Annotated in this window: 16 protein-coding genes; all 16 read right to left on the bottom strand. The window is 63.1% G+C overall.

Features of this window, described 5'->3' with window-relative positions:
• Window positions 1–19: 19 nt before the first annotated feature.
• Window positions 20–772, bottom strand: coding sequence for a DUF4198 domain-containing protein (locus IM701_RS16440; protein WP_193828795.1), 753 nt, complete (start codon window positions 770–772; stop codon window positions 20–22).
• Window positions 773–940: 168 nt separating this feature from the next.
• Complete coding sequence (locus tag IM701_RS16435; protein WP_193828794.1) at window positions 941–2,020, bottom strand: tartrate dehydrogenase; 1,080 nt, start codon at window positions 2,018–2,020, stop codon at window positions 941–943.
• Window positions 2,021–2,046: 26 nt separating this feature from the next.
• On the bottom strand, window positions 2,047–3,501 hold the full coding sequence (locus IM701_RS16430) for an NAD-dependent succinate-semialdehyde dehydrogenase (RefSeq protein ID WP_062345212.1): 1,455 nt from the start codon (window positions 3,499–3,501) through the stop codon (window positions 2,047–2,049).
• Window positions 3,502–3,503: 2 nt separating this feature from the next.
• Window positions 3,504–4,361: a GNAT family N-acetyltransferase gene (locus tag IM701_RS16425; RefSeq protein ID WP_193828793.1), complete on the bottom strand. Its 858-nt coding sequence runs from the start codon at window positions 4,359–4,361 to the stop codon at window positions 3,504–3,506.
• A 142-nt stretch (window positions 4,362–4,503) separates the two neighbouring features.
• On the bottom strand, window positions 4,504–5,829 hold the full coding sequence (locus IM701_RS16420; RefSeq protein ID WP_193828792.1) for an FAD-binding oxidoreductase: 1,326 nt from the start codon (window positions 5,827–5,829) through the stop codon (window positions 4,504–4,506).
• Window positions 5,830–5,856: 27 nt separating this feature from the next.
• Window positions 5,857–7,317, bottom strand: coding sequence for an aldehyde dehydrogenase family protein (locus tag IM701_RS16415; RefSeq protein WP_230487928.1), 1,461 nt, complete (start codon window positions 7,315–7,317; stop codon window positions 5,857–5,859).
• Window positions 7,314–8,594: an FAD-binding oxidoreductase gene (locus IM701_RS16410; RefSeq protein WP_193828790.1), complete on the bottom strand. Its 1,281-nt coding sequence runs from the start codon at window positions 8,592–8,594 to the stop codon at window positions 7,314–7,316. The genes IM701_RS16415 and IM701_RS16410 overlap by 4 nt, the downstream gene beginning before the upstream one ends.
• A 41-nt stretch (window positions 8,595–8,635) precedes the next feature.
• Complete coding sequence (locus IM701_RS16405; protein ID WP_370584378.1) at window positions 8,636–9,817, bottom strand: alanine racemase; 1,182 nt, start codon at window positions 9,815–9,817, stop codon at window positions 8,636–8,638.
• 19 nt (window positions 9,818–9,836) lie between these two features.
• Window positions 9,837–10,694 carry a GNAT family N-acetyltransferase gene (locus tag IM701_RS16400; protein ID WP_039335945.1) on the bottom strand — a complete coding sequence of 286 codons (858 nt, stop codon included), beginning with the start codon at window positions 10,692–10,694 and terminating at the stop codon, window positions 9,837–9,839.
• Between the two features lie 175 nt (window positions 10,695–10,869).
• Entirely contained in the window at window positions 10,870–11,586 is a 717-nt protein-coding gene (locus tag IM701_RS16395; RefSeq protein ID WP_156135823.1) for a cupin domain-containing protein, read from the bottom strand.
• Window positions 11,583–12,509 carry an ornithine cyclodeaminase family protein gene (locus IM701_RS16390; RefSeq protein ID WP_193828788.1) on the bottom strand — a complete coding sequence of 309 codons (927 nt, stop codon included), beginning with the start codon at window positions 12,507–12,509 and terminating at the stop codon, window positions 11,583–11,585. Before IM701_RS16390 ends, IM701_RS16395 begins: the two co-directional genes overlap by 4 nt.
• Entirely contained in the window at window positions 12,506–14,332 is a 1,827-nt protein-coding gene (locus IM701_RS16385) for an ABC transporter ATP-binding protein (protein WP_193828787.1), read from the bottom strand. Before IM701_RS16385 ends, IM701_RS16390 begins: the two co-directional genes overlap by 4 nt.
• Window positions 14,329–15,150, bottom strand: coding sequence for an ABC transporter permease (locus IM701_RS16380; protein WP_193828786.1), 822 nt, complete (start codon window positions 15,148–15,150; stop codon window positions 14,329–14,331). Before IM701_RS16380 ends, IM701_RS16385 begins: the two co-directional genes overlap by 4 nt.
• A gap of 2 nt (window positions 15,151–15,152) precedes the next feature.
• Window positions 15,153–16,133: an ABC transporter permease gene (locus IM701_RS16375; protein WP_052242552.1), complete on the bottom strand. Its 981-nt coding sequence runs from the start codon at window positions 16,131–16,133 to the stop codon at window positions 15,153–15,155.
• Complete coding sequence (locus IM701_RS16370; RefSeq protein ID WP_193828785.1) at window positions 16,130–17,647, bottom strand: ABC transporter substrate-binding protein; 1,518 nt, start codon at window positions 17,645–17,647, stop codon at window positions 16,130–16,132. The genes IM701_RS16375 and IM701_RS16370 overlap by 4 nt, the downstream gene beginning before the upstream one ends.
• A complete protein-coding gene (locus IM701_RS16365; protein ID WP_039335937.1) occupies window positions 17,647–18,321 on the bottom strand; it encodes a haloacid dehalogenase type II in 675 nt (224 codons plus the stop codon). The genes IM701_RS16370 and IM701_RS16365 overlap by 1 nt, the downstream gene beginning before the upstream one ends.
• Between the last annotated feature and the right edge of the window lie 26 nt (window positions 18,322–18,347).

Raw genomic sequence — 18,347 nt, 5'->3', positions numbered from 1 at the left:
ATTCTCCCCGAGGCAGCGGTCATTCCGGCAGGTGTGGCAACACGAACGTGAGCGAGGCGCGGTGCTCCATTTGCTTGTACTTGGCCGGATTGTCCGAAGGTGCGACGAGGATACCGACGACCACGTTCAACCCCTGATTTCGCACCGGCAACGTGACATAGCCCTGCGCGTCGGTCATCGACGGCTTCTGGTCGGGGTCATTCACGTAATCGTGCAGGATCGCCACGTTTGCCGCAGGCTTGCCTTCGAACATCGCCCGGAGGCGGATCGGCTGGCCCATCGCTTGTGGAATGGAATTGTCCGCCGGAATCAGTTGCAGCTTGTGGCCGGGGATCAGCGGCATGGGCTTCGATGGCAACTGGTTGATGTGGACGGCATACTTGAAATTATGCTCGCTCACCGTGGCATCCTTGACCTCGTCGAGGCCCTTGTTGTGCCAGGTGCCGGCGGCATCTTTGGACCACACGCCGTAGTCCATCACGGCTGCGACCACCGCCATCGGCTCATCACTGTCGACCACCGGGATCGCCCCCGCCGCGCGCAGCGATGCCGTTACCGGCAGGCCGTCGGCATCATAGCCGGTGACCGACGTGACCAGGGGCATGCGCTTTACCGCATCAAGATCGTCCGATCCGACGCCGTAGACCATGGCGAGCTGCTTGGCCCGCTGAGCGAACCAGATCGCGTGGGCGCTTGCGGTGCTCGAGGCGAAAGCCGCACCCACTGTCGCTACTGCGATGGCGGCTGAAATGTAAGGAGAAATCCTGCGCACGATGGTGGCCTCCGGACTGACTGGCCGGGCGTTTCCGGCAAGACAAGCTTATGACTCGCTGTCGGCATTTTTGCCCGAAAGGCCATGGCTGTCGACATGATGGCCCGTGATCTTGCAGCTCTGCGGCAGAACTTGTCGCCTGCCGCAAAACCATCCACACCCTGTCCCTTATTGAAGTGCCTCGGCGATTGCCTTGCCGCATTCTTCCGTGCCTGCCGCTCCCTTGAGGTCTCGCGTGCGTGCCGCAGGCGTTGCCAGAACCTGTTCGATCGCCCGCATTATCGCGGTGGCGGCATCGGTCTCACCCAGATGCTCCAGCATCATCGCGGCGGACCAGATCTGGCCAACCGGGTTGGCTATGCCCTGCCCGGCAATGTCCGGCGCAGAGCCGTGTACCGGTTCGAACAGCGAAGGGTGCTTGCCCTCGGGATTGATGTTGGCCGAAGGCGCCACCCCGATCGTGCCCGTGCAGGCCGGGCCGAGATCGGAAAGGATGTCGCCAAACAGGTTGGAGCCGACCACCACGTCGAAGCGGTCCGGGTTCATCACGAACTGCGCGGTCAGGATGTCGATATGGTACTTGTCGTGAGAAACGTCGGGATACTCGGTTGCGATCGCTTCCACGCGCTGATCCCAATAGGGCATGGTAATGGCAATGCCGTTGGACTTGGTCGCGCTGGTCAGGTGCTTGCGCTCACGCGTTTGGGCCAGATCGAAGGCATAGCGAAGCACGCGATCCACGCCGACGCGCGTCATGACGGTGTCCTGAATCACTAACTCGCGCTCGGTGCCGGGGAACATGATCCCTCCGACAGAGGAATACTCGCCCTCGGTGTTCTCGCGCACAACCCAGAAGTCGATGTCGCCCGGTTCGCGCCCGGCCAGCGGGCAGGGCACGCCCGGCATCAGCCGCACCGGCCGAAGGTTGATGTACTGGTCGTATTCGCGGCGAAACTGGATGATCGAGCCCCAGAGCGAAATGTGATCGGGCACGGTATCAGGCCAGCCGACTGCGCCGAAGAAGATCGCGTCGGGCCGGCCGATTTCTTCCTTCCAGTTTTCCGGCATCATCCGGCCATGGCGCGCGTAATAGTCGCACGAGGAAAAGTCGTGCCACTTCTGCTCCAGCTCGAAGCCGTATAGCGACGCAGCCTTTTCCAGCACGCGCATGCCTTCGGGCATTACCTCGTTGCCGATACCGTCACCGGGGATCAACGCGATGGTGTGCTTGCGTGTATTGCTGCTCATGTAGTCCCCCTTGAGGCCGCGCAGATTCAGATCTTCAGGCCACCAATGTGGAAGGCCTTGGTTTCCAGATATTCCTCGATGCCCAGTGTTCCGCCCTCGCGCCCAAGACCCGATTGCTTGACACCGCCAAAGGGAGCCATTTCCATTGCTATGGATCCGGTGTTCAGCGCGATCATACCCGCCTCCAGCGCTTCAGCTACTCGGAATGCGCGATCAAGACCGGATGTGTAGAAATAGCTGGCAAGGCCGTATTCGGTGTCGTTGGCCAGCAGGATTGCCTCGTCCTCGGTTTCGAAGCGGAACAATGGAGCCACCGGGCCGAAGGTCTCTTCGCGTGCCAGTCGCATTCCGGTATTTGCCTCGCCGATGATCACCGGGCGGGCAAAGTTGCCGCCTTGTGCGCCCTTGCCCGAGAACAGGATCTTCCCGCCCTTGCCCAGCGCATCTTCGACATGCGCCGACACCTTATCGGTCGCCGCACGATTGATCAGGGGGCCGGTTGTCGCATCGGCATCCATGCCGTTGCCGACATTGAGCGCCTCGACGGCAGCGCCCAAGCGCGCGGCAAATTCATCATAGATCGGTGCGTGAACGAGAATGCGGTTGGCACAGACACAGGTCTGACCGGCGTTGCGGAACTTGCTTGCCATCGTGGCCTTGACCGCCAGATCAAGGTCGGCATCATCGAACACGATCAGCGGCGCATTGCCACCCAGCTCAAGGCTCAGCCGTTTGATCGTGTCCGCACTCTGCCGCATCAACAGCGAACCGACGCGCGTCGATCCGGTAAAGGACAGCTTGCGCACTACCGGGCTTGCCGTGATCGCCTCGCCGATCGCGCGCGGCATTCCGGTCAGCAGGTTGATCGTACCCTTGGGGAAGCCTGCCCGGATTGCCAGTTCGATCAGGGCAAGCGCGGTGAACGGCGTCATTTCCGATGGCTTGATCACCACCGGGCACCCTGCGGCCAGCGCCGGTGCGCACTTGCGGGTAATCATCGCTGCCGGGAAGTTCCATGGCGTGATGGCAGCTGAAACACCCACCGGCTCGCTCAGCACGATGATCCGGCGATCCCGTTCGGGCGAGGCGATGTTGCGCCCGCCCACGCGACGGCCTTCTTCGGCGAACCACTTGATGAAGGTTGCGGCATAGCGGATTTCGCCCTGCGCCTCGGCCAAGGGCTTGCCCTGCTCGGCCGTCATGATCCGGGCAAGGTCATCCAGATTTGCAAGGACCAGGCCGTGCCACGCCTCCAGCAGCGCGGCACGTTCGCCCGCCGTGCGCCGCCGCCAGTCGGCCCAGGAGGCCTGCGCTGCATCGATTGCCGCATTCGCCTCGGCAGCACCACAATCGGGCACGGTGCCGATTACTTCGCCAGTGGCCGGATTGGTCACCTCAAGCGCGGGAAGACCAGCGGAGATCCAGGCACCATCGACGAGAGCAGCCTGCCGCAGCAGGGTGGGATCCTTCAAGTTCAGCATGTTCAACCAAGCGCCTGTGCAGCAAGACCAAAGATAGCGACATTGTCGCCGGGAACCGGCGCGGGACCGAGTGCCATTCGCGTAACATGGCCCACCTCTGGCAGACCGACTTCTTCAAGCCAGGGGCCAAGCCCAGTCACCTCCGGCACGTCGATTCGACAGAAACTGCCCGTCTGTGTCCCGAGCCAGTGGGCAATCAGGGCCTTTGCGCCGGTGGTATCCGGCGCAATCACCGGACCGATGAGCCAGCCGCGGCCAAACCTTCGCATCACGGCAAAACCGGTCTGCTCGTGTTCACGGCACAGCACCACCGCGCTGCCGTCGGCAAGAAGGGCGTCGAGCACGGCCTTGCGGTCCATGCCCGTGGCCGAGGAGTAGAGCGCGTCAAGCACCTGTGCATCGGCAACTCCCATCGGTCTCACCCGTTCGCCGGGGCGGAGCTGGACGAGAGGCTGTACCGGCGCGATGCCCTGATGCTGATGGACCTTGCCCATCGCGACGAAACCGAGCTTCGAGTAAAGCGGCAAGCCTTCGTCAGTGGCATTCAGGATCACCGTAACGCCGTCCAGCCGCTTCAGCATGGCACTTGCCAGTTCGCGGCCAAGCCCACGTCCCTGCTGCGCCCTCGCCACGATGATCACGCCGATCATCGCAAAGCTTTCCCCAAATCGCCACGCCATTATCGTGCCACACGGCTTCCCATCCACCTCGGCAACCAGTCCGCTGCCAATAGCCAGCAGTTTCTCGAGGTCTTCTTCACGGTGCGGCCATTGTTGCTCGAAGCACAAATCGGCGACATCGTGAATATCGTCTGTGGTCATGTCTCGCAGCACGATCTGCGTCGCGTCCTGAACTTTCATCCGATACTCCCGCGAAAATCACCACATCAGTTCGACCTGGGCCGCCGATCATCGCCCGTTCTATCTGGCAGTTATCAAAACTAGCTGCCGCATTTGACGGGTATTTGGAATTTTATTGCGAAATCCGGAAAGCTGGCCGCGGCTAGAATTCCGAAACGTCAATCTCTGCACCGGGATCGAAGCGTGAAAGCCGATAAGGCCGCGGGTCGACGATAGGCTCTTGCCCCGTCGCGATGTCTGCCACCAGATGCCCCGCCCCCGGCCCGATCCCAAAGCCATGTCCACTGAAGCCGGCGGCGAGGATGAAGCCTGGAACCGCCGGTATCTCACCGATGACCGGCACGCCATCAGGGGTGCTGTCGACAAAGCCCGCCCATGTTCCAACGATGGGCGCCCGTGCGACTTCCGGGATGAGGCGCGACACGCGCTCCACTGTCAGGCGGATCGTCTTTGCATCCGGAGAGGGGTCGAGGATACGGCGCGCTTCCATCGGCGTCGGCCGATCCAGCGCCCACCGTGAAAGTGTCTCGTGTCCGGCGCGCAGGCCTTGCAGCCCCCCCGGGGAAACCTTTTTCCAGCGCTGCTTGAACATCGGAATGAACTGCTTCTGGAACTGCAGGAATTGCATCGTCGGATCGACCTTTGCCCGTCCGCTGTAGGCCAGCGCATGAGCGCCATCACCGCGCCGTGTGATCGACATTGAGTCCCCGTAGAATGCATCCGGCAGGCTCATGTGGCCTGTGCCAACGGCAAGGATCGACTGGCGCACCGTCGCCTGCGGGAAGCGCACGCCCAATTGGCGCATGAACGATGATGCCCACGCACCGCCGGCATGGATGACCAGCTTCGTGGCGATCGTGCCACGCTCGGTCACCACGCCGCTCACGGCCCCGCCGGTCGTCTCGATCCCGCGCGCCGCGCAGGCCTGATGCACCGTGCCGCCAAGCGCCATGATGGCCCGCGCCACAGCAGGGACCGCAAGACCGGGGTCCGCAATGCCGTCCATCTGCGAATGCACGCCGCCCTTCCAGACCTGCTTGGTGAAGCTCCCCTTCTCGGTCGCCTCCTGGCTGTTCAACATGCGCGTCTTCACGCCGATGGACCGGGCATAATCGCCCCACTTCGCCCACGTCGCAATTTCAGACTCGTCATTGCTGACATAGAACAGGCCGCAGCGCCGAAAACCCGTTTCCTCGCCGCTCTCGATCCCGAACTGCTCCCACAGGTCAAGCGCCTTGGTCGCCAGCGGTAACTCTCTCTCGTCGCGGTTCTGTTGGCGACACCAGCCCCAGTTGCGGCTCGATTGTTCCCCGCCGACGACCCCCTTTTCGATAAGCGCGACCTTGAGGCCACGCTTGGCCAGGTAATAGGCGGTAAAGCTACCGATCACGCCAGCTCCAATGACAACGACGTCGGCCTGACTGGGCAGTTCCGGAGTGGATTCGATGAACCTCAAGGGCGCGGGCATGTCATGCTTCTCCGATGATCGCGGACTTCATGCGAAACCAAGAATGGCCTTTACCTCGAGATATTCCTCGAAGCCGAAGAGCCCGTATTCGCGGCCGTTGCCGGACCGCTTGTAGCCGCCGAATGGAGCGTGAGGATCCCACGCCGGCGAGTTGATGTGGACTTGCCCCGTGCGGATGCGCAGAGCCACGCTGCGGGCCTGATCAAGGTCGGCACCGTGGACATGGCCGCCAAGGCCGTAGTCGGTGTCATTGGCGATCGCGACCGCCTCGTCGATGTTGTCGTAAGGGATGATGACCAGCACCGGCCCGAAGATTTCCTCCTGCGCGATGCGCATCCCACTGGAAACGTCGGAGAAGATTGTCGGCTGGGCGAAGAGGCCGTGATCGAGCCCTTCCGGACTGCCAAGACCTCCGCATACCAGCCTCGCGCCCTCCTCGATGCCCACCGCGATCATCGTCTGAACGCGACGATGCTGCGCTGCATTAGCGATAGGACCAAGCGTCGTTGCATCCTCGGTCGGATCGCCCACGATGATGCCTTCGACCGTTCTGCGCGCAATTGCTTCGACTTGTGCCAGGGCTGAGCGCGGCACGATCATCCGCGTTGGCGCGCTGCACGATTGGCCGACGTTGCGGAATGCGGCCATCACACCCAACGGCACGACGCGCTCGAAATCGGCATCGGGCATCAGCACGTTGGGAGATTTGCCGCCAAGCTCCTGCGTCACTCGCTTGACCGTGGGGGCCGCACCTTGTGCCACCAATACGCCAGCGCGGTTCGATCCGGTAATCGAGATCATGTCGACATCCGGGTGCGCTGCCATGCCCGCGCCCACTTCGCTGCCGGTTCCGTTAAGAAGGTTGAAGACACCTGCAGGCGCGCCGGCATCATGCACGATCTGCGCAAACATGATCGCGCTCAACGGCGAAAGCTCGCTGGGTTTCAGCACCACCGTGCATCCCGCAGCCAGCGCTGGGGCAACCTTTGCGGTGATCTGGTAGAGCGGCCAGTTCCACGGCGTGATCAGCGCGGCAACGCCGATGGGTTCGCGCACGATGGCCGTCGTGCCGCGCATCGTCAGGAACTCGTAGTCCCTCAGCACCTCGATCGCGGCCTGCACATGGCCCAGCGCGAACGGTACATGCGATGCGCGGGCAAAGCTGATCGCCGCGCCCATCTCCGTCACCAGCACCTGTGCCAGCTCTTCGGCCCGTTCGGCCATCAGCGCGTGGACGCGTTCCAGTAGCGCGATTCGTGCTGCCACGGGGCTTTGCGAGAATGCGGCAAAGGCCCCCCGCGCCGCCGCCACCGCCCGGTCAAGATCCGCCGCCGTGCCCGCCGCGACTTGCGCGATACAGTTGCGATTGGCGGGATTGATTACCGGCAGCCGTTCTGTGCCGGGCAGGTCGATCCACTCGCCGTCGATATAGGCCTTGCCCGTGAGCGGAAGCACCGCCTGCAGTGCGTCCTGCGCTGGATCGCTCATCCTACCATGTCCTTGTAGCGGTAGTAGGCGCCGACGAACGGCAGGAACCATGGCGTCCCGAAGTATCCCGGGATCGCTGGCCAATCGAAATCGCGCCACGGGTTCGCATCGGCCTTGCCGTCCAGCACCTCGGCCATGATCTTGCCCATGTACGTCGCCATGTGCGTGCCGTGGCCGCTGTACCCCATTGAATAGAACAGGCCGTCCCGCTCCCCGGCACGCGGCAGGCGGTCGCTGGTCATGTCCACCATCCCGCCCCAGCAGTAATCGATGCGCGCATCGGCCAGCTCGGGGAAGAAGTTCGCCATGGACCGCCGCAGGATCATTCCGCTCTTGGCATCAGCCGCCGGATCGCTGCGGCTCGAAAAGCGCGCCCGTCCGCCGAAGAGGATGCGGTTGTCCGGGGTCGTGCGGAAATAGCTGACGAAGTTGCGCGTATCGACCGTGTTGCGCCGACGCGGCGTCAGTCGGTCAAGCAGATCCACCGGCAAAGGCTCTGTCGCGATCAGATAGGCTCCGACCGGCACCAGGCGACGGCGAAACCAACCCAGCGGCCCAACACGTGACGTGCCAGTAGCCAACAACACCTGATTGGCAATCAGGCTGCCATGCGGCGTGGTGAGTTCATGGCTTGTGCCTGAAACGCGGCGCATCTTGAGCAAGGGGTTATGCTCGAAGATCGTACCGCCCCGCCGCACGACTGCTTCGGCCAGGCCCTGCCCGTACTCGCCCATGTGCATGTTGGCGCTCTTGCCGTAGAGCATGCCTCCGTAAAAGATGTCCGAACCGATTTCCGTTGGCAGGTCCTGCGGCATGACCAGGCTCGTCTCGGGATCGACATTACGCGCCAACAGATCCTGCGACCGCTTGATCTTCTCGAAATGCTCGGGCTTTGCCGCCAGCTTCAGCTTGCCGACGCGTCCGAAATGGCACTCGATGCCTTCCTCGGCCACGATCTGCTCCACCAGATCCACCCCGGCATCGAAGGCACGGTAAAGCATGTTCGCGCGATCCAGCCCGAACTTCTCGACCATGCCGCCATAGTCCTGCGCAAAACCGTTGTTGCACATGCCACCGTTCCGGCCGGAGGCTGCCCCCGCCACGCGGTCCGCCTCGAGGACGACGACTTTCGCCCCCTTCCTGGCCAGCGCAAGCGCGGCGGAAAGACCCGTGAAACCTGCGCCAATCACGGCAACATCGGCAGTGCCACTTGGCCCGCCCGACGCGCCCGAGGCAAAGGGCTTCGCGCTATCGAGCCAGTAGGAGGTCATCTTCATGTCGTTCTCCACCCTCGCGGGCTCCGGAAAGGAAGGCGGCGTCACCAACCCCGCATGCGTGGCCAATTGCCGATGATTGCGCGACCCGTGCCATCGACCACGTTGTAGGCCTCGTGCTGCGCGCAAGTGGCGCAGGCGTGGTTGGGCAGCACCCGCACGCGCGAACCGATGGCCAGTTTCGGCAGAACGCCACCGCTGCCCGGGCGCACCTTGATGATGCCGTGCTCCTGGCTGGCGTCCTCCACGATCACGTCAGAAAACGGATTGCCGTCGATATCGCAGACCAGGCCATAACCCTGGTCCACCGGATGGCGCTGCGTCCCCCTGTCGCGCGAAAGGGCCATCCAGCCCCCGTCAGTCAGGATCCAACCCTTTTCCTGGCGATGGCCGATCACCGTCAGCAGCACCGATGCCGCAATGTCGTCCAGCGAACAGACGCCGATCCCGTGCATTACCAGATCGAAGAAGCTGAACACGCCCGCGCGCACCTCGGTCACGCCCGTAAGATCCTGCGCAAAATGCGCCGTCGGCGTGGAGCCGACGCTGACCACGGGCGAGGCATGCCCGGCAGCCCGCAGCGCTTCCGCCGCGGCCACTGCTGCCGCCCGCTCGCCCTCGGCAGCTTCCGGCAAACCGGCGCCGCCGCGCGCATTGTAGGATTCTCCCGCGTGTGTCAGCACGCCTGCCAGTTCCACCCGGCCGTTCCGCAGTACGTCGGCAATAGCGACAAGATCAGGGTCGTCCGGCAGAACTCCCCCGCGATGTCCGTCGCAATCGATCTCGATCAGCACGGCCGGCATCGGCCCGCCATCTCCCGCCGCAGCAACCAGGGCTTGAGCCTGCTCCAGCGTATCGACCAGCACCGAAAGCCGCACGCCTTTCGTGACCAGCTTGCGAGCCCGCGCAATTCGGTCAAGGCTCAGGCCGACGGCATAAGTGATGTCCTCAAACCCACCTTCTGCAAAATACTCCGCCTCGGCCAACGTCGAAACGGTGATCGGCCCTGTTCCTTCCGGAAATAGCCTGCGCGCGACCTCGATCGACTTGCTCGTTTTCACGTGCGGTCGAAACCCGGTTCCAAGCTTTGCAAGATGCGCGCGCAGACGCGCGATATTGCGATCAACCTTGGTTACGTCGAGGATCAACGCCGGCGTCGCCACTGTTTCCAGCGAAACCGGAGTTGCCAATTCGGCGTCGAGGGCTGCAGCTTCGGTCATCAACATCCTGCCTGTAAGAATGGCTTCAGCCAAGCGACTGGTTCGAAAGCGCCACCAGCATTGTCCCCGGTGCAGAAACCGGCGGTGCGCCCAGCGCCATGATCGGCGCCCGGTCCACCTGTGGCAGGCCGATCTTAACCAGCCACGGTGCAAGGCCGCTCACATCGGTCACGTCGATCCGCACGAAAACGCCTTCATAAGCCGAAGCGAGTACGGCAACCATGGCCTTGGCATCCTCGGCACTGGCAGCAACCACCGGACCAATCACCACCCCGCGTCCCCAGCGCCTGACGCAGCCATAGCCCGAGATCACGCCCGCGCGCTCGACGACCACCGCGTCTGCCACCTCAAGCAGGGCGTCGAGCAGGACGCGTCGGTCCATGCCCGATGCCGCTGCATCGACCGCACCAAGCGCCTCGCGGTCACTTGGCGTTGCTGCCCGCACCGGTACCGCGGTGTCGATCGCAGGAACCTTGTCCAGCACAGCCTGGTGCTGGGTAATGAAGCCGCAACGGGCAAAGCCCAGCTTGGTGTAGAGCGGTTCGCCATCCTTGGTGGTGATCAGCGTAATCCGCCGTCCCGCCGCATCGGCCAGCAGTGCCGCCATCAGCCTCCCGCCAATCCCCTGCCGCTGCGCATCGGGTGAGACGATGATCATGCCGATCGTGGCGAAATCATCGCCATAGGGCCACCACAGCGCGGTTCCCAGCAACTTGCCCTCAGCTTCGACCGCATAGCCACGCCCCAGCTCGAAGGCAAATTGCCAGTCTTCTAGCCGGTACGGCCACTTGAGCGCCTGCGAGAGGCCCTGCGCCTGTACGAGATGGTCCGATCGCAGCGCAGTCACGCCGTTGCTGTCGCTCCCGACCCTGGCCCCCGACATCTGCAAGATACTCCTCCACACCAACCGCCGGCAGAAATTCAACCTACGGCGCGCTGGCCAAGGTTAAAGCGGATTCGCGCTGGCAAAATGTTCCGAAAGCCGGAAATCTTCACGGCGGTCATGCGCAAGATGCCGTCAGGCGCGGTATAATATGCCGCCCCTGACGGCTCCAAAGTCAGCCAAGCGGGCGTTGCGTCGCAAAGACCTTCTTCACGTATTCCTCGCTCAACCATGCACAGCCATCACCGCGCACGAAGAGGCACACGTCGTCCTTGCCGAACGATACGCTGCCATTCCCGTCAGTGAATGTCACCGCCCCTTCCAACAGCAGCATCAGCTCCACCTGACGATAGGGGATCTGACGGCGGTGATAGGGCGTGGAATCCCAAGTCCCGGCGCAGAATTCGGCATTGGCCGAAACGTAGTCCGAAAAGCCCCGGCAGGTCGGCACCTCGCCCAGCAGGTTTTCGATTGCAGGCGGATTGGAGGGGTTGAGCGGCGCGTTCTTGTCGATCATCACCGGCGTGGTGCGGTTGCCCGCACGGTCCGTCGGCGCCGAATAGACCACCGCAAGCATATCGTCCGACGCGGTCCAGCCAAAGCCGCAGCCGAACGGCAGCGCGCAGCAGTCGTCTGCTCCTAGTGACAGCGTCGCGTCCTCAGCGGCAACCTCAAGCGAGCCTTGCAGCACCAGCACGAACTCATCGGCCGGCAGCGTTGAAACCTGCCCCTTGCCCCGCAGTGCGAAGGCAGAAACCACCGCCTTGTCATCGGCAAAGGCCGGAGCGGCACGGCCTTCAAGCCAGTCAGCCGACGGTTTGGCCACGGGCGCATAGGCGCGAATATCCATCACCGCACCTACTGCGGTCTGTCCGGCTTCCATTGTCGTCATGCGTTTTCTCTTTCCCATGCGGTAATCAGGCTGCGGGCAATGGTCAGGTCCTGCAGGGCAATGCCCGAACTGTCGAACACCGTGATCTGATCAGGCGACGTTCGCCCCTCGGCGCGCCCCAGCAGTACATCGCCCAGCGCGGTGATCCGGCTGCGATCGCCGGTGAAGTGCTGCAGGTCGCCCATCACCACCGCCTGCGCTGGATAATCGCAGAACAGCGCAGCGCGTTCGAAGAGCGCGGGTGGCAGCTCCTGCTTGCCCGCCGCATCCGATCCCATGCTGGCAATGTGCGTACCTGGTCGGACCCATTCCGCCTCGAACAGTGGCGCACGGGCGGGCGTTGCCGTCACGATGATATCGGCCCGCTCGCAGGCGCCCTGGGCATCGGCAAGCGTTGCCTTGAGGCCCTCAGCCTCGAGCGACGCCACGAATTCGCGCCCCTTGGCCTCATCTCTCGCCACGACCAGAACTTGCGTGATCGGACGGATGCGGGAAATGGCCAGGCATTCGAACAGCGCCTGATTGCCAGCGCCAAATACGGCCAGCACCGAAGCATCCGGCCGTGCCAGCACATCGGCGGCAACTGCATCGGCCGCTGCCGTGCGATAGGCATTGACCTTGCCCGCCTCGATGACCCACTCGACCCGCCCGATACTCTGGTCGAACAGCAGGATCACGGAGTTATGCCGGGGCAATCCGATCTCGGGGTTACCAGGCCAGAACGAGCCGACCTTCAGCCCCGCAAAGCTCCCGGTCGAGGCCGACTTGATCGAAAAGCGGTTGGTTGGGGCAGTGCCATGGGCAAACACCGCTGGAAAGAGAACCGCGTCTTCGACGACCGCACACAGCGCTTCTCTCGCCGCGGCATAGGCCATCTCGTGCGTTACGAGCGCAGCAGACTCTTCTTCTGTGATGAACTTCAAGACTGGTTCCCGTCCATTTGCAGCTCGCGGCCTGCCAGATCGGGCTCTGTCCGGTGACACAGCACCACATTGCCTGCATCCATCACCCGCAGGGGCGGCGGACTGGTATCGCACCGCCCCGCAATCGCTACCGGGCAGCGCGGCAGGAACCGGCAAAGCCCGGCATCGCCTTCCGCCAGGCTCAACTGTGCCTTGCCCTTTTGCCCTACGCCCGAAAGCCAATCCGTCCGCAGTTCGGGCACCGAGGAAATCAGCAGGTCGGTATAGGGATGATAGGGCGGCGCATCGTAGGTTGCGCTCTGGCCGCTTTCCACGCGTGTGCCCTTGTAGAGCACGACGATCTCGTCACACAGTGCCTTCACCGTCGCAATATCGTGGCTGATGAACAGATAGGCCACGCCAAGATCGCGGCGCAATTCTGCCAGAAGTTCAAGGATCGCCTCGCGCACCACGGTATCCAGTGCCGAGGTCACCTCGTCGCATAGAATCACGTCCGGATGGGCCGCCAGCGCGCGCGCCAGGTTCACACGCTGCTTCTGACCGCCCGAAAGCTCGTCACAACGCCGCTCCGCCACCCCGGCCGGAAGCTTGATCAGATCGAGCAGTTCGGCCACGCGTGCCTTGGCAGCAAGGCCGCTCATGCCATGATAGAAACGCAGCACGCGTCCGAGGATGTCGCCAACTGAATGCGCCGGGTTCAGCGCAACGTCCGCATTCTGAAACACGATCTGGATGCGGCGCAATTCCTCGCGGCTTCGCGCGCCGAGCGAGGCCGCCAGCGGCTGACCATCCAGCACGACCTCGCCCGCCGTAGGAGCCAGAAGCCCCGCCACTACGCGCGCAACCGTCGATTTGCCCGAGCCTGATTCCCCAATCACTCCCACGGCGCCGCCGAGCGGTACGGTCAGGCTGACATCGCTGAGCACAGGATGCGCGGGGCGTCCCTGTCGGTCGACCGGGCCGTATCCTGCATGAATGCCGTTGATCGATAGCAATGGGGCAGCCCCGACCGCACTGGTTACGGAGGCTTTGACCACGGGTTTGGCCGCTGCCAGCAGTGTGCGAGTATAATCGTCGGCAGGCGTCTCAAGCACTGCTTCCACGGTGTTCTGCTCACGCACCGTCCCGCGATTGAGCACCAGCACGCGGTCCGCCATCTGCGCCACCACCGCCAGGTCATGCGAAACATACACCCCGGTCGCGCCCTGTTCGCGCACCACCTTGCGGAAGGCCTGCAGCACTTCCACCTGCGTGGTAACGTCCAGCGCCGTCGTCGGCTCGTCAAAGATCACCAGATCGGGCCGCGTGATCAGCGCCATCGCCGCCATCAGGCGCTGCAGCTGCCCGCCTGAAAGCTCATGAGGGTAGCGGCTGCCGATGGTCTGCGGATTGGGCAGCGCCAGCGCCTCGAACAATTCGACCGCGTGCCTGCGCGCATCGGCGTCCGATGCAGTGCCATGGATCAGCGCAGGCTCGATCACCTGCTCGATCACCCGGCACGAAGGATTGAACGCAGCCGCCGCGCTTTGCGCAACATAGGTAATGCGATGCCCGCGCTGCGCGGCCAGACTGCTGGCGCCTGCACCATCGAGCGCGGCATCGCCAACCTTGATCTGGCCGGAAATCCTCGCCCCGCCGCGGGCATAGCCCATCAGCGAAAGCGCAATCGTTGTCTTGCCCGAACCCGATTCCCCGATCAGCGCCAGCACCTCGCCGCGTTGGATGGCAAACGAGACGTCATCGACGATGCGCAAAGGATAGCCGTCTGCCGCACGGACAGTCACGCACAGGCCTTCCACCTTCACATGGGGCTGCATCGTCATTCGGCCTTCCCCTGCGTGGCGGCATCGATCAGCAGGTTTACCCCAACCGTCAGACTGGCAATCGCTACGGCCGGCGCAATGATCGCCAGCGCTCCTTCGGCAAGGCCAGAAGTGTTCTCGCGCACCAAAGACCCCAGATCTGCATCAGGCGGCTGCAGCCCGAGGCCCAGGAAGCTGAGGCCAGACAGCAGCAGCACGATGAACACGAAGCGCAGGCCGATATCGGCAAACAGCGGCTTGATCATGTTCGGCAAGACTTCCACCAGCGCCAGGTGCAGCCGCCCTTCGCCCCGCGCCCGCGCCACTTCCACATAGTCCAGTTTGGCCAGCCCCACCGCCAGTGAGCGGGCAATACGGAAATTGCCGGGCACGTAAGTGATGGCAATGATTGTCGTCAGCAGCACCAGCGAGGATCCGAACGCCGCCACCAGCACCAGCGCAAAGATCTTGCTGGGGATCGAGATCAGCGTGTCCATGGCGCGCGAAAGCAGTTCGTCCAGCCAGCGTGGCCCCACTGCTGCGGTCAAGGCCAAGCCGGTGCCGATACTGGCGGCAATCGCAACCGCGATCGCAGAAAGCCCGACAGTAAAGCGCGCGCCGGAAAGCAGGCGGCTCAGGACGTCGCGCCCGAGGAAATCGCTGCCCAGCCAGTGGGCACTGCTCGACCCGGCAAAGACTTCCTGATTTATGAAGGAGCCCGGCGGATAGGGCGCAATCCATGGCCCGATCACAGCAACCACGATCCAGAACAGCACCAGTGCAAGACCGATCTTGCCCGATAGCGGCAGGCGCCCTGCACGGCGAATGAGATTGGCCATGGTCATCCCTGTCGCAAACGTGGATTGGCGAGGATGGCAACCGTGTCGGCGATCAGCACCAGCAGCAGGTATGCTGCGCAGAAGATCATGGCGCAGGCCTGCAGCAGCGGCATGTCGCGCGATGTCACCGCATTGACCATCAGGCTGGCCAGCCCCGGATAGCTGAAGATCGTCTCCACGATGATCGCCCCGCCGAAAAGGTAGGAAAGGCTCAGCGCCATCGCATTGGCAATCGGCCCCACTGCATTGGGCAGGACATGACGCACGATCAGGCGCGCTTGCGAAACGCCCTTCAAGCGCGCCATTTCCACATAGGGTCGGTCCAGTTCGGCAATGATTGCCGCCCGGATCATTCGCCCCAGCTGAGCAATCACACCCACGCCCAGAACCATCACCGGCATGGCATAGGCACGCAGGAACTCGCCCAGTGTCGGGTCCTGCGGCACAATGGTGATCGACGGGAGCCACAGCAGCTTTACCGAAAACACCAGCACGGCAATCGTCGCCACCAGGAACTCCGGCAGGGCCACCATTGCCAGCGTCATGATGTTGAGCGCGCGATCCGTAGACCTTCCCCGCGTAACGGCGGACCAGATGCCGATCAGAAAGGCGAACGGCACCGAAAACACGGTCGTCAAGCCCGCCAAAGTCAACGTGTTGGGCAGCCTTTCGGAGATGATCTCGGCAACTGGCTTGTTGGCAACGATGCTATTGCCCGGATCGCCCACGGCGATGGCCCGCAGCCATTCGAAGTAGCGGACCACGGCCGGCCGATCGAGGCCCATCTCATGCCGCAAGGCCGCAATCTGTTCGGGCGTTGCGCCTTGCCCCAGCAATTCCTGCGCCGCATCGCCCGGCAGCAGGCCGCTGATCGTGAAGACCACCGCCGAAACCAGCAGCAGGGTGATGAATGCAAGGCCGATGCGCTTGGCCACCAAGCGGGCCGGACCGCGCCAAGGCGAACCAGAAGCTGCGCCGCTCATGCTTCAAGCCACACGTGTTCGCCGAAAGAATAGCCCATCAGGCCACCCAGCGGGATTGGTTGAAGCCCGCGAATGCGTCGGTCATAGCCGTCGAGCAGGCTTATGAACACCGGAATGCCCAGCCCCCCGGTGCGATGGATCATCCATTGCATCTCGCCATAGATCGCCTTGCGCAGTGCCGGGTCGCGCGATTGCCGCGCCTCGATCAACAACTTGTCGAACTTCGCATTCTTCCACCCCGCCTCGTTCTCCGTCGCCTTGGACTGGAAGAACAGGCTGAACTGGAGGTCGGTCGTTGGCCGCTGGTTGATGTTCCCGAAGGTCAAAGGGTGTTTCATCCAGTGGGTTGACCAATACCCGTCACTTGGCACGCGATTGATCGCCAGATTGAGCCCGATCTGCGCGGCGTGCTCCTGAAGGATCGACCCCATGTCCACGGATTGCGTTGCCGCCGGCGAGACATAGACCGGCAGACGAGTGCCCAAGAGGCCAGACCGCTTGAGCAGGAACTTCGCCTTGTGCGGGTCGAACGCGCGCTGCGGAATGTCGGCGTTGAAATAGGGATCCAGCGGCGAGATTGGCTGGTCGTTGGCAATCGTCGCAAAACCCCGGAACAGCGCCCGCTTGATCAGGTCCCGGTCCATCAGGTGCTTCATCGCCAGCACGAAATCGGGATGGCCGGTCACTGGATTGTCCTGCCGCATGACCAGATCGGTATAGAGCCCTGACTTGGTCTCCATCACCAGATGCGATGACGATGCCCGCACCCGCTTCACCGATCCCGGACTGACAGAGATGCACATCTGCACGTCGCCCGAAAGCAGCGCGTTTACCCGTGAAAGCTCGTCCGGAATCGCGATCAGCTCGATCTCGTCGAGATAGGGCTGCCCCGGCTTCCAGTAGTTGGGATTGCGCTGCACGATCGTGCGGATGCCCGGCGCGAAAGCCTTGAGCGCGAACGGCCCGGTACCATTTGCCTTGCTGAATTCCCGCCGGCCGTTCTCCACGATCACGAACTGAGGCTGCGCCAGAATGATGGGAAGGTCGGGATTTGGGCCGATCAGGCGCAATTCCACTTCGTGCGCATTCACCCGGCGCGCACTGGCGAACTGCTCCGCCACTGCCTTGACCTTCGATCCCACCGCCGGATCACGGTGACGCAGCAGCGAATGGACAACATCGCCAGCATCGAGCGACTTGCCGTTGTGGAACTGCACGCCGCGGCGCAGGCGGATGGTCCATGTCACATTGTCGGTGGATTCGATCGTTTCCGCCAGACCCGGCTTCACCGCCAGCCCGCGATCGTATTGCGTCAGTCCGCTATAGAGCAGGAACATGCGCATGTAGTCGCTGGAATTGCCCGCACGCGCCGGGTCCAGGGTATCGGAAGTCGATGCGACGATTCCGGCGACGCGAATCCGGCCGCCCCTGCGGGGTTTCCCGATCAGCCTGTCGGCAGGGGCCAGCGCGACCCCCGCAGCAAGGCTTCCCAGCAAGAGACGGCGCGAAAGCATCAGAGGCCGACGACCGCGGGAAGCGCGCCGATGTGCGGAATTTCCACATCGCGATAGTTGGCGTTCGAAGGCTCATGTCCGCGGCCGATAAACACCCGGCAGCCAAAGCCGAGGTCGGTCGCGGTATTCTGGTCATAGCGGAAGCTCGACGAGACATGCATGCCCACTTCCGGTCCCATGCCGAGCTGGTCGAACATGTACTCGAATGCCTGCATGCGCGGCTTGTAGGCCTGCGCGCTCTCGGCGGTGTAGACCTTGTAGAATGTCGCGCCGAGCTTTTCGACGTTCGACATGATCTGGCTGTTCATCGCGTTGGAAAGGATCACCAGCGGGATCTTGTCGCAGATCTTCGAAAGGCCACCAGGCACGTCATCGTGCGGCCCCCAGGTCGGCACCGCTTCATAAATCGCGGTCGCCTCGGCCAGGCGGAACTCCACACCCCACTTCTTCGAACAGCGCTCCAGCGAATTGGCTAGGACTTCGCTATAGGGCTTCCAAGGACCCAGCACCTCATCGAGCCGATAGGCTGCCCAGTCATTGCAGAATTCCGGCAGAGCCTCGGCGGCAATGCGGTCAGCATAGAGTGCCGTCGCCATCTCCGTCATGCGGAAGCGGGTCAGCGTGCCGTAGCAATCGAAGCTGATGAACTTGGGCGTGAAAACAGCTGTGGTCATGATCGAAACTCGTTTCCTGTTTCTGG

Source organism: Novosphingobium sp. ES2-1, from assembly GCF_015169775.1.
Lineage (GTDB): Bacteria > Pseudomonadota > Alphaproteobacteria > Sphingomonadales > Sphingomonadaceae > Novosphingobium > Novosphingobium subterraneum.
Note: the sequence above shows the minus strand (reverse complement) of the source record. Positions and strands in the feature narration are given on the sequence as shown.